The organism is Bradyrhizobium sp. STM 3809 (genome assembly GCF_000239795.1).
Taxonomy (GTDB): Bacteria; Pseudomonadota; Alphaproteobacteria; order Rhizobiales; family Xanthobacteraceae; genus Bradyrhizobium.
This window is the reverse complement of record NZ_CAFJ01000218.1, coordinates 1-10,827: the sequence shown is the minus strand read 5'-3', so window position 1 is coordinate 10,827 and position 10,827 is coordinate 1. Positions and strand designations below refer to the sequence as shown.

The window sequence follows — 10,827 nt, the reverse complement described above, 5'->3', positions numbered from 1 at the left end:
CACGGAAGAAGCACCACCCGTGCGGCTGCCCCTCACCCCGACCCTCTCCCCGTAAGAACGGGGCGAGGGAGCGAAGCATTCGAGTGGCGTGAGCCCGGCCTCAACTATCCCAGCCCGCGCCCGGAATGCCCGGGTTTGCATAGACGATCCCGCCGTCCACCGCGATCGTGTTGCCCACCACATAGTCGCCCGCGCGGGAGGCCAGGAAGATCGCGGTGCCCGCCATGTCCTCGTCGGTGCCGATGCGGCCCGCGGGCACGCGCGTGGCGACCTCGTCGGCGTGGTCGCGCGCGGCCTTGTTCATGTCGGACTTGAACGGACCCGGCGCGATCGCCGTGACCACGATGTGGTCCTTGATCAGCTTGGCCGCCATGCGCCGCGTCAGATGGATCAGGCCGGACTTGCTCGCGGCGTAGGAATAGGTCTCCAGCGGGTTGACGAAGATGCCGTCGATCGAGGCGATGTTGATCACCTTGGCCGGCCGCTCGGCGCTCGCGGCCGAGCGCAGCGGCGCCGCCAGCGCCTTGGTCAGGAAGAACGGCGTCTTGACGTTGAGGTTCATCACCTTGTCCCAGCCGCTCTCCGGAAACTCGTCGAACTCGGCGCCCCAGGCAGCGCCGGCATTGTTGACGAGGATGTCGAGCTTCGGCTCGCGTTTCTTGATCTCGGCCGCGAGCATGTCGATGCCGGCCATGGTCGAGATGTCGATCGGCAGCGCGATGCATTCGCCGCCATACTCGGCCGTCAACGCCTTGGCCGTCTCCTCGCACGGGCCGGCCTTGCGCGCGGTGATGTAGACCCGCGCCGCGCCATGCGCGAGCAGGCCGGATGCGATCATCCTGCCGATGCCGCGCGAGCCGCCGGTGACGAGCGCGACGCGTCCGTCGAGCGAGAACAGGTTCTTGAGCATGATGCCTCCCTTTGTTGTCGGTTGCGCTTGTGGGCGGGAGGCGCCGGTACTGTCAAGTGAGACGCAGTCGCGCCAAGCCGCAGGCGGTTTCAGCCGGAGCGGCAGACCAACAGGCCGCTGGCTATGCCGCGTCGATGCGGCGGAAGCCGTTCCACATCGCCGTTGCGGCGCCGGAGGTCAGGACCGGCAGCACGCGGGCATCCTGGTAATGGCCGTTCAGCGACACGCGCGACAGGGCGGTGAGATGTTCGGCGCTCTCGGCGAAGATCATGCCCGGGCGAGTGGTGACGGCGGTCTTGTAGCCGCCTGCCGCGGCCAGCACGAATTCGCGCTGCCCGGCGGCGGCGCGGTCGCCATAGGGATAGGCCATGTGCAGCACCGGCCGCTGCAGCTCGGCCTCGATCCGTGCGCGGCTGCCGGTGATCTCGCCGCGCGCCGTCTCCTCGGTCTGCTTGGCCAGATTGCAGTGGCTCACCGAATGCGCGCCGATCGAGAGCAGAGGCTCGTCCGCGAGCGCGCGCAGTTCGTCCCAGGACAGGCAGAGATCGCGACAGACCGAAGCTTCATCGACGCCGTGCCGGGCACATAGCGCGCTGATCTCGCGCCGGATGTCGTGCTCGCCCGGCAGCGAGCGCAGCCAGTCATGCAGGCGCTGAAAGGTCACGCATTTGGCGGTTGACGTCGATGCATCGAGCCGCAGGGCCAGGCCGCCGATCTGGACCTCGATGACCTCGGCCTTCGCCACGATCCGCTCGAGCGTGACCCACCACAGCCGTCCGCGGCCTTCCGCGAAATCGGTCGTGACGTAGATCGTGAACGGAGCGTCGAACTCGCGCATGACAGGCAGCGCGAAGTCGCGGTTGTTGCGATAGCCGTCGTCGAAGGTGAAGCAGGCGAAGCGCCGGGCGAAGTTCTTCTCCACCAGCCTGTGATGCATCTCGTCGAGCGTGATGATCTCGATGTCGTGGTCGCGCAGATGCGTCAACATCTCGCGCAGGAATTCGGGGGTGACCTCGAGATGACAATTGGGCTGGAAATCGGCGTCGCGGCGCGGCCGCACGTGGTGCAGGGTGTAGATCGCGCCGACGCCCGCGAAGATCGGTCGCAGCCAGACATGCGCGCCGCTGAGATACAGCGCTTCCAGGCCGGCGCGGATAAAGGTTTTGCGAAATCGCCTCATCTGAAATAAGCGGCCCGGTGGATGTCGGGACAAGGTTACCTGCGAATGACTGAAGAAAACCTTAGCCCGGCGGTCGCAATGTCCCCTTGCGGCGCGCCTCATTTCCGGTTTGACAGGCCTGCAAGGGTTTGTTTTCTCTCTGCTTCCTCGATGCGACGGATGACGAATGCGCGGACTTTTCAGGTGGAGCGGCAAATGGTGGCCCGGCGTCATCCCGCTGATCGTGCTTTGGGGCTTTGCCGCCTGGACCAGCACCGTTCCGCTCGAAAATGATCTCGCGAGCCGCAGTTCGGCCGCGCTCAAGGGCGCCGTGCTCGACAAGACGAGCATTGCCGTCGACGGCCGTGACGTGTCGTTGCGGGCCGATGCCTTCTCCGAGACGGGGCGCCGCGACGCCGTGGCGGCGGTCGATGGCGTCGCCGGCGTGCGTCTCGTCAACGACCAGACCCGGCTGGTGCCGGAGGCCAAGCCGTTCGTCTGGTCGGCCGAACGCGATGTCGTCCGGGTGACATTGGGCGGCAATGCGCCGCTGCCGGCGCTGAAGGGCCGGCTGGTCGAGGCGACGCGCGCGGCGCTGCCAGGCGTGGAGGTGGCGGATCAGATGGGGCTGGCGCGCGGCGCGCCGCCGCGTTTCGAGGATGCCGCGCTGCTCCTGATCGGCCAGATCGGCAAGCTCAAGGACGGCAAGTTCACGATCTCCGACAGCGATGTCACGCTCTCAGGCATGGCGCGCGAACTCGGCGGCCGCGAGGCGCTCGCAGCGGCGCTGGCCAAGCTGCCGGACGGCTTCAAGGTGGCGAGCAACGAGGTCAAGGCGCCGCCCTACATCTTCCAGGCCTACAAGGATCCGGTCGCGGTCACGGTGACCTTGTCCGGCAACGTGCCGGACGAGAACATCCATGCCGTCGTCGTCGGCGCCTCGTCGCGCAAGTTCTTCAGCGAGAAGGTCGTCGACAATCTCAAGAACAGCGTCGGCGCGCCCGCCAATTTCGTCAACGCTGTGGTGCCGGCGCTGGGCGCGCTGTCGCGGCTGTCGACCGGCACGCTGGTCGTCTCCGACCGCGACATCAAGATCTCCGGCGACGCGCTGTATGACGCGGCCGCGGCCCAGATCAGGACCGGGCTCGCCAAGGACGTGCCGCAGGGCTGGCAGGTGAAGGCCGAGATCTCGGTCAAGCCGGCGGCCGCGCCGGTCGATCCGACGGTCTGCCAGCAGCTGTTCTCGGACGTGCTCGGCAAGGCCAAGATCCGCTTCGAGACCGGCCGCAGCGACCTCGACCGCGACTCCACCGGGCTGCTCGACCGCCTGGTCGAGATCGCCTTCCGCTGCCCGACCGCCAATGTCGACATCATCGGCCATACCGACGCCGAGGGCGACTCGGCGGCCAACCAGGTGCTGTCGCAGAAGCGCGCCCAGGCGGTGGCCGATTATCTGGTCAAGGCCGGGCTGCCGGCGGACCGCTTCACGCCGATCGGCTATGGCAGCACCCAGCCGATAGCGTCAAATGATACCGCCGACGGCCGGGCGCAAAACCGGCGTATCGAATTCGTGGTGAGGTGACGACATGGCCTTTCTCGTGGCCTTCCACTGGGGCTGGCTGGCCGGCGCCTTCGCAATCGGGCTGGCGATGGGCTGGATCGCCGTGGTGCATCGCGCGCCGGCCGTCTCGGGCTGGCTGACCTGGCTGCTCGGAGCGATTGCGGCCGCGCTGGTGGCGACCGCGGTGGCGTGCTGGGTGCCCGGCCGGCCCGGCTATTGGCTCGAACTGCTGCTGATCCTGTTCGTGCCCTATCTCGTCGGCTGCGCCATCGGCAGCTGGCTGCGCGCGCTGGTCGTCACGCGCAGCATGCGGCGGCGCTCGGCGGCCTGACCGATCGCTCGGTCGTGCGGTTGCGAGACACGAAGGTTTGAGAGCCTGGCGGCCTGCCAAAGCGGCAGCGCACGCTTATCGTTGCGTCATGCGTCCAACGGTCCATGCACGCCCCCCGAAAACTGCGGGGAGGGCCTCTCCTCACCGAAGTTTAACCCGGGGCGCGCAGGTTGAACGGGACCACCGTCGCCCCCATGTTGCGTTCATGTTCTGCCCCCATGCGGTCGGCCCGACGTGTTCGGCCGGATGTGGTCGGTCCCGTGTGATCCGCCCCATATGCGGCAAAACGGTGCATCGCCTTTACGCGAAGCCTGCTAAGTATGTCCATGTGTACGCACCGTTCACACGCGCCATGTTCCCCCTTGCGCCGAAACGCGCTACCACGGCGTTGTATGCGCACATGACGTGGCGACCTCCAGGGCGCCCTGTCCCCGGCCGTCGTGATCGGATCACGGTGAGAGGTGTCGATGCTTGAAGCCATACGCAGAGCGGCCACGTTCCTGCGCGAGAAGCAAGTGCTGCACAAGCTCGGCGTGCTGGTCAGCATCGCGGTCATCGCCGTCGCCTGCTACGTTCTCTACCACATGCTGCGCGGCATCGATACCTACGAGGTGCTCGAGGCGATCAAGAGCACGGAGCCGCATCAGATCGCGCTCGCCGCGCTGTTCGTCGCCGCCGGCTATTTCACGCTGACGTTCTACGATCTGTTCGCCGTGCGTGCGATCGGCCACGACCACGTGCCGTATCGCATCAACGCGCTCGCCGCCTTCACCAGCTATTCGATCGGCCACAATGTCGGCGCCAGCGTGTTCACCGGCGGCGCCGTGCGCTATCGCATCTATTCGGCCCATGGGCTGAACGCGATCGACGTCGCCAAGATCTGCTTTCTCGCCGGCCTGACCTTCTGGCTCGGCAACGCCGCCGTGCTCGGGCTCGGCATCAGCTATCATCCGGAGGCCGCGGCCTCGATCGACCAGCTGCCGCCCTCGGTCAACCGCATGGTGGCGATCGCCATCCTGATCGGCCTGATGGGCTATGTCGCCTGGGTGTGGACCAGGCCGCGCGTGGTCGGCCGCGGCCCGTGGACCGTGGTGCTCCCTGGCGGCCCGTTGACCCTGCTGCAGATCGCGATCGGCATCGTCGATCTCGGGTTCTGCGCGCTCGCGATGTACGTGCTGGTGCCGGACGAGCCCAATCTCGGCTTCGTCGTCGTCGCCGTGATCTTCGTCTCCGCGACCCTGCTCGGCTTCGCCAGCCACTCGCCGGGCGGGCTCGGCGTGTTCGACGCCGCGATGCTGGTCGGGCTCTGGCAGATGGACCGCGAGGAGCTCCTGGCCGGAATGCTGCTGTTCCGGATGCTGTATTATCTGGCGCCGTTCCTCATTTCTGTAATCCTGCTGACGTTTCGGGAGGTTATCATCAGCGCCAGGTCGAAGCGGCTGCGCCAGGCGGCGCTCAGCCTCGATCCAGGCCCTCCGCCCGAGGCCGCCTTTGTGAGGAAGCGCAGAGATTCCGGTGCCTGACGCGATCATGGGAGCAGACTAGGACGCCATGGCGCTCGACGCTCCCTCCCACTCCGCCATGACCGTCTTCGCGCCGTGGCCGGACCGGCTGCGGCATGCCGCCATCATCCTGCTGGCCGCCGCGCTGGCGCTCGCGGGCCTGGTGCTGCTCGACGAGTTGCTGCCGCTGCGCGCGCTCGCCGTGTTCCTCTGCATCGCCGGCGCGGCGCTGGTGCCGTGGCGGCTGCATGGCGCGGTCGCCAAGCGCGAGGAGGAGCGGCTCGCCAGTCCGGTGGAGTCGCCCGCGGTGAGCGCCCTCGTCGACGGCATCCCCGATCCCGCCGTGCTGCTCGACCGGGCCGGCCGCGTCATCCATCTCAACGCCGCGGCGGCGCAGCTCGCGCCCGCCTTGCGCAAGGGCGAGCTCGCCCAGTTCGCGCTGCGCACGCCCGAGATCATCACCGCGCTGCGCGAGGCGATCGCCACCACCGAGATCCGCCGCGCCAGCTATCACGACCACGTGCCGGTCGACCGCTGGATGGAGCTGATCATCACGCCGGTGCCGGTCCCCACCGCCTTCGGCAGCGCCGACAAGTGCATGCTGATGACGTTCCGCGATCTGACGCCGCTGCGCCGGGTCGAGGAGATGCGCGCCGATTTCGTCGCCAATGCCAGTCACGAGCTGCGCACGCCGCTGGCGGCGCTCTCCGGCTTCATCGACACGCTGCAGGGCCCGGCCAAGGACGACCCCAAGGCGCGCGAGCGCTTCCTCGGCATCATGCACGCCCAGGCCACGCGCATGGCGCGGCTGATCGACGATCTCCTGTCGCTGTCGCGCGTCGAGCTGTCCGCCCATGTCCGCCCCGACACGCTGGTCGACGTCGTCCCGATCATCCGCCAGGTCACCGATGGGCTGGAGCCGCTGGCGAGGGAACGCCAGGTGGTGATCGAGACCAGCCTGCCGGAGACGCCGGTCACCATCGCCGGCGATCGCGAGGAACTGCTGCGCGTGTTCGAGAACCTGATCGAGAACGCGCTGAAATACGGCGCCTCGGGCGGCCGCGTGATCGTGTCGCTGGAGCAGGCCGTCTCGGCCGAGAACGCGCCGGAGATCCGCGTCAAGGTGCGCGACTTCGGTCCGGGCATCGCGCCCGAGCATCTGCCGCGCCTGACCGAGCGCTTCTATCGCGTCGACGTCGGCGACAGCCGCGCGCAGGGCGGCACCGGCCTCGGCCTGGCGCTGGTCAAGCACATCCTCAACCGCCATCGCGGCCGGCTCCTGATCGAGAGCGTGCCGCGCAACGGCGCGTCGTTCACGGCCTGCTTCCCGCAGTCGCGACCCCAGCGCGGGTCCTGACCGCACCATGCAAAAAGGCCCGGCGCAGGCCGGGCCATCCCCATCAGTTGTTAGTTGACGTGCGAGCCGTTCTCGTCGCCGCGCTGCCGTGCGCGCCTCAGCGCGTCGGCGACTTCGACGGCTGGCGGCGGCGGTCGGCCGCGGGCTGATAGGCGACGCGCGAATGCTGCGCGCAATAGGGCAGGCCGGCGAGCGCCTTGCCGCCGCAGAAAAAGAAGTCCGGGCTGGAGGGATCGCCGACCGGCCAGTGGCAGGTCGCCTCGTTCAGCTCGAGCAGCGACAGCCGCTGGTTCATCGGGACGACGTTGTCGAATGCAACCGGATCGGGCTCTGCCTCGACCTCGAAAACCTGTGCGAGCGCGGTGTTGCCGCGCGCCACCGGACGCGCCACCCGCATCATCGGCTGGGCCGGACGGGCCGCCGCCTTGCGCTGGCGCGGAGCCGCGGTCGCCGGGCTCTTGGCGCGGCCGGACAGTCCCAGCCGGTGCACCTTGCCGATCACGGCATTGCGCGTCACGTTTCCGAGTTCCGCGGCGATCTGGCTGGCCGACAGCCCGGCCTCCCAGAGTTTCTTCAGCTGCTCGACGCGATCGTCGGACCAGGTCAATACCGTCATCGAACCTTTCCCTTCGCGTTGCGCCGGCCAATTCTGGGACGGCGCTGCGATATCTGTCTCAAAAACCCCTGCCGGCAGAATCCCTTATCCCTCGCCGGGAGCGCGTGAAGCACCCGGACGTTACGCGAACAAAGAAACTCCAAGAGGGATCAGAACTGCCGCACGAGATGTCGTACTCGACGTTAAAAACGCTACAATATGGCGTGACTCCCGCGCAAGAGTCGGAGCCCACAGTCCACACATTCCGTGGTTCCGTGTGACATGCGTTGAGCTGTGTCATGCGCCCGCAATGTCACGGACCGCGCGGCGACCGATCAGACGACGCGTAGTTGACTCCAAGCGCCGTGCGCATACAATAGGTGCACGTGCCGCCTTGAAAAGGCGGCACATTTTGTTTTCCAGGGTGGGGTCCCTGATGCGCGATGGCATCGCATGGCGCGTGTCCCGGCCGGCCCGTCAACGCATGTGATTGTCATGACGAGTGTTGCTGCTACGCATCTTCTCCCCGTATTCGCCCGGGTCGATCTCTCGTTCGAGCGCGGCGAGGGCGCGTGGCTGATCGCGACCAATGGTGATCGCTATCTCGACTTCACCTCCGGCGTCGCGGTGAACTCGCTCGGTCATGCGCATCCGCATCTCGTCAAGGCGCTGCAGGAGCAGGCGACCAAGCTGTGGCACATGTCGAACCTGTTCAAGAGCCCGGATGGCGAGCGTCTCGCCGCCAGGCTGTGCGAGCAGAGCTTCGCCGACTACGTGTTCTTCGCCAATTCGGGCGCCGAGGCGATGGAAGGCGCGATCAAGATCACGCGCAAATATCACGCGTCGAAGGGTCATCCCGAACGCTACCGGATCATCACGTTCGAAGGCGCGTTCCACGGCCGCACGCTGGCGACGCTCGCCGCGACGGGGGCCGCGAAATATCTCGAGGGTTTCGGCCCGCCGATGGACGGCTTCGATCAGGTTCCATTCGGCGACATCGAGGCGGTGAAGAAGGCGATCGGCCCGCACACCGCCGGCATCCTGGTGGAGCCGGTGCAGGGCGAAGGCGGCGTGCGCACCGCGCCGCTCACCTTCTACAAGGCGCTGCGCCAGCTCTGCGACGACAACGGCCTGCTGCTCGTCATCGACGAGGTGCAGACCGGCATGGGCCGCACCGGCGACCTGTTCGCGCATCGCTGGCTCGGCGTCACGCCGGACGTCATGTCGCTCGCCAAGGCGCTCGGCGGCGGCTTCCCGATCGGCGCGGTGCTCGCGTCAGCCGAGGCGGCCTCGGGCATGACGCCGGGCTCGCATGGCTCGACCTTCGGCGGCAATCCGCTGGCGGTGTCGGCGGCCAATGCGGTGCTCGACGTGATGCTGGCGCCCGGCTTCTTCGATCACGTCCGCAGGATGTCGCTGCTGTTGAAGCAGAAGCTCGCGGCGGTGAAGGACCGTCATCCCGACATCATCGCGGAAATCCGCGGCGAAGGTCTCTTGATCGGCGTCAAGGCGGTGGTGCCGTCCGGTGATCTGGTGGCGGCGCTGCGTGATCAGAAGCTGCTGACCGTCGGCGCCGGCGACAACGTCGTGCGCTTCCTGCCGCCGCTGATCGTGAACGAGTCCGAAATCGAACAGTCGGTCGACATGCTCGATCGCGCCTGCACGGCGCTGTCGGGCGGCCCTGCCAGACAGGCGGCCGCATCATGAGCAAGACCATGGGCAAGACGCCGCGTCACTTCCTCGATCTCACCGAGATGCCGGTCGAGGAGCTGCGCAACATGCTGGCGCTGTCCAGCCGGATGAAGCAGACGCTGAAGGCCAACGAGCCGGCGAAGAAGCCGCTCGAGGGCAAGGTGCTGGCGATGATCTTCGACAAGCCGTCGACGCGCACGCGGGTGTCGTTCGACGTCGGCATGCGCCAGCTCGGCGGCGAGGCGATCATGCTGACCGGCACCGAGATGCAGCTCGGTCGCGGCGAGACCATCGCCGACACCGCGCGCGTGCTGTCGCGCTATGTCGACGCGATCATGATCCGCATCCTCAGCCACGAGGCGCTGCTCGAGCTCGCCGCGCATGCCACCGTGCCGGTGATCAACGGCCTGACGCGGCGCTCGCATCCCTGCCAGGTGATGGCCGACGTGATGACCTTCGAGGAGCATCGCGGCTCGATCGAGGGCCGCACCGTGGCCTGGACCGGCGACGACAACAACGTGCTGGCTTCCTGGGCGCACGCCGCCGAGCGCTTCAAGTTCAGGCTCAACGTCGCCACCCCGCCGCAGCTGTCGCCCGGCAAGCCGATGAAGGACTTCATCCGCGCCACCCGCGCCGACATCCATCTCGGCCACGATCCGGAGATCGCGGTGAAGAACGCCGACTGCGTCGTCACCGACACCTGGGTCTCGATGGGCGACAAGGACGGCGAGCACCGCCACAATCTGTTGAAGCCCTATCAGGTCAATTCGAAGCTGATGTCGCTGGCCAAGCCCGAGGCGTTGTTCATGCATTGCCTGCCGGCCCATCGCGGCGAGGAGGTCACCGACGACGTCATCGACGGCCCGCAGTCCGTCGTCTTCGACGAAGCCGAAAACCGCCTGCACGCCCAGAAGGGCATTTTAGCTTGGTGCTTCGGCGAGCGGGCATAGGCGCCGATGAACGATCGCGATTGCTGGTCGATGAGTTCAGTGATCGTTCGAGTTCGCGCGCCACCCTCGGTGCACCCTCTCCCCCAAGGCGAAGCAAAGCTTCGCCAGGGTGGGAGAGGGTGGTTTCCATGCGCAGCATGGAAACCGGGTGAGGGGTTGCCCCGGGCACAGGGCTGAGTTTGTGGCACGAACCCCTCACCCGAGCGAGCTTTGAGTTTGTGCCGGTGTAGCCCTCTCCCACAAGGGGAGAGGGCGCAGTCATGGGCACTGTGTTGGGGCTGACGCGATCGCGGTTGCTGATCGATGAGTTGAGTGATCGTTCGAGATCGAGCGGCACCCTCGGGTGAGGGGGCTCTCTCGGCTAGCTCAGCTTCGCGAGAATGTCCTCCAAAACTGCCGTTCGTTGCAGGAGCACATCATTGTTCCAGTACCGCGCAACTCTGAAGCCCTCGCTGGCCAGCACCTCGTCTCTCGCCCGATCTCCTATGGAATCCGCATGCTGGCTTCCATCGATCTCGATCACCAGCCGTTGCTCGAAGCAGACGAAGTCGAGGATATAGGAGCGAAACGGCACTTGGCGTCGAAACTTGAACTGAGACAGTCGCCGATCGCGCAGCAGCCGCCACATCGCGGCCTCGGCCTCAGTCGGCGCCTGGCGCATCGCCTTCGCAAAGCTGCGGATGCGCTTGCCAGCCGGTCGATGATGCGGCGGTGATGGCATGACCCCACGCTTTCACCCGGACTAACCCTCGCACGCGACGGTATACGGA

Annotated in this window: 10 protein-coding genes; 6 read left to right on the top strand and 4 right to left on the bottom strand. The window is 67.0% G+C overall.

Annotated elements, in window-relative coordinates; all coding sequences use genetic code 11:
• Positions 1 to 100: 100 nt before the first annotated feature.
• Entirely contained in the window at positions 101 to 910 is an 810-nt protein-coding gene (locus BRAS3809_RS11920) for an SDR family oxidoreductase (protein ID WP_008962348.1), read from the bottom strand.
• A gap of 121 nt (positions 911 to 1,031) precedes the next feature.
• Entirely contained in the window at positions 1,032 to 2,090 is a 1,059-nt protein-coding gene (locus tag BRAS3809_RS11915) for a polysaccharide deacetylase family protein (RefSeq protein ID WP_008962347.1), read from the bottom strand.
• Positions 2,091 to 2,256: 166 nt separating this feature from the next.
• Here BRAS3809_RS11915 and BRAS3809_RS11910 point away from each other — a divergent pair, with 166 nt between their 5' ends.
• From BRAS3809_RS11910 to BRAS3809_RS11895, 4 genes are all read left to right on the top strand, one after another.
• Positions 2,257 to 3,651 carry an OmpA family protein gene (locus tag BRAS3809_RS11910; protein ID WP_008962346.1) on the top strand — a complete coding sequence of 465 codons (1,395 nt, stop codon included), beginning with the start codon at positions 2,257 to 2,259 and terminating at the stop codon, positions 3,649 to 3,651.
• Positions 3,652 to 3,655: 4 nt separating this feature from the next.
• A complete protein-coding gene (locus BRAS3809_RS11905; protein WP_008962345.1) occupies positions 3,656 to 3,961 on the top strand; it encodes a hypothetical protein in 306 nt (101 codons plus the stop codon).
• Between the two features lie 467 nt (positions 3,962 to 4,428).
• Positions 4,429 to 5,484, top strand: a complete 1,056-nt coding sequence (locus BRAS3809_RS11900) for a lysylphosphatidylglycerol synthase domain-containing protein (RefSeq protein ID WP_008962344.1) — start codon at positions 4,429 to 4,431, stop codon at positions 5,482 to 5,484.
• 28 nt (positions 5,485 to 5,512) lie between these two features.
• The gene (locus tag BRAS3809_RS11895; RefSeq protein WP_008962343.1) at positions 5,513 to 6,820 is read left to right on the top strand and encodes an ATP-binding protein; all 1,308 of its coding nucleotides are present in this window, start codon (positions 5,513 to 5,515) and stop codon (positions 6,818 to 6,820) included.
• Positions 6,821 to 6,917: 97 nt separating this feature from the next.
• On the opposite strand, the gene BRAS3809_RS11890 is transcribed toward BRAS3809_RS11895, so the two are convergent.
• Positions 6,918 to 7,436 (bottom strand): GcrA family cell cycle regulator, encoded by a 519-nt coding sequence (locus BRAS3809_RS11890; protein ID WP_035656147.1) that lies wholly within the window; start codon positions 7,434 to 7,436, stop codon positions 6,918 to 6,920.
• Positions 7,437 to 7,910: 474 nt separating this feature from the next.
• Between BRAS3809_RS11890 and BRAS3809_RS11885 the strand changes: the two genes are divergently transcribed.
• Positions 7,911 to 9,122 (top strand): aspartate aminotransferase family protein, encoded by a 1,212-nt coding sequence (locus BRAS3809_RS11885; RefSeq protein WP_008962341.1) that lies wholly within the window; start codon positions 7,911 to 7,913, stop codon positions 9,120 to 9,122.
• 8 nt (positions 9,123 to 9,130) lie between these two features.
• On the top strand, positions 9,131 to 10,057 hold the full coding sequence (gene argF / locus BRAS3809_RS11880) for an ornithine carbamoyltransferase (RefSeq protein ID WP_008962340.1): 927 nt from the start codon (positions 9,131 to 9,133) through the stop codon (positions 10,055 to 10,057).
• A 361-nt stretch (positions 10,058 to 10,418) separates the two neighbouring features.
• On the opposite strand, the gene BRAS3809_RS11875 is transcribed toward argF, so the two are convergent.
• The gene (locus BRAS3809_RS11875; protein ID WP_008962339.1) at positions 10,419 to 10,778 is read right to left on the bottom strand and encodes an endonuclease domain-containing protein; all 360 of its coding nucleotides are present in this window, start codon (positions 10,776 to 10,778) and stop codon (positions 10,419 to 10,421) included.
• Between the last annotated feature and the right edge of the window lie 49 nt (positions 10,779 to 10,827).

Coding starts and splice junctions, on each gene's coding strand:
- BRAS3809_RS11920 (WP_008962348.1), bottom strand. CDS start 910: ATGCTCAAGAACCTGTTCTCGCTCGACGGACGCGTCGCGCTCGTCACC.
- BRAS3809_RS11915 (WP_008962347.1), bottom strand. CDS start 2,090: ATGAGGCGATTTCGCAAAACCTTTATCCGCGCCGGCCTGGAAGCGCTG.
- BRAS3809_RS11910 (WP_008962346.1), top strand. CDS start 2,257: ATGCGCGGACTTTTCAGGTGGAGCGGCAAATGGTGGCCCGGCGTCATC.
- BRAS3809_RS11905 (WP_008962345.1), top strand. CDS start 3,656: ATGGCCTTTCTCGTGGCCTTCCACTGGGGCTGGCTGGCCGGCGCCTTC.
- BRAS3809_RS11900 (WP_008962344.1), top strand. CDS start 4,429: ATGCTTGAAGCCATACGCAGAGCGGCCACGTTCCTGCGCGAGAAGCAA.
- BRAS3809_RS11895 (WP_008962343.1), top strand. CDS start 5,513: ATGGCGCTCGACGCTCCCTCCCACTCCGCCATGACCGTCTTCGCGCCG.
- BRAS3809_RS11890 (WP_035656147.1), bottom strand. CDS start 7,436: ATGACGGTATTGACCTGGTCCGACGATCGCGTCGAGCAGCTGAAGAAA.
- BRAS3809_RS11885 (WP_008962341.1), top strand. CDS start 7,911: ATGACGAGTGTTGCTGCTACGCATCTTCTCCCCGTATTCGCCCGGGTC.
- argF (WP_008962340.1), top strand. CDS start 9,131: ATGGGCAAGACGCCGCGTCACTTCCTCGATCTCACCGAGATGCCGGTC.
- BRAS3809_RS11875 (WP_008962339.1), bottom strand. CDS start 10,778: ATGCCATCACCGCCGCATCATCGACCGGCTGGCAAGCGCATCCGCAGC.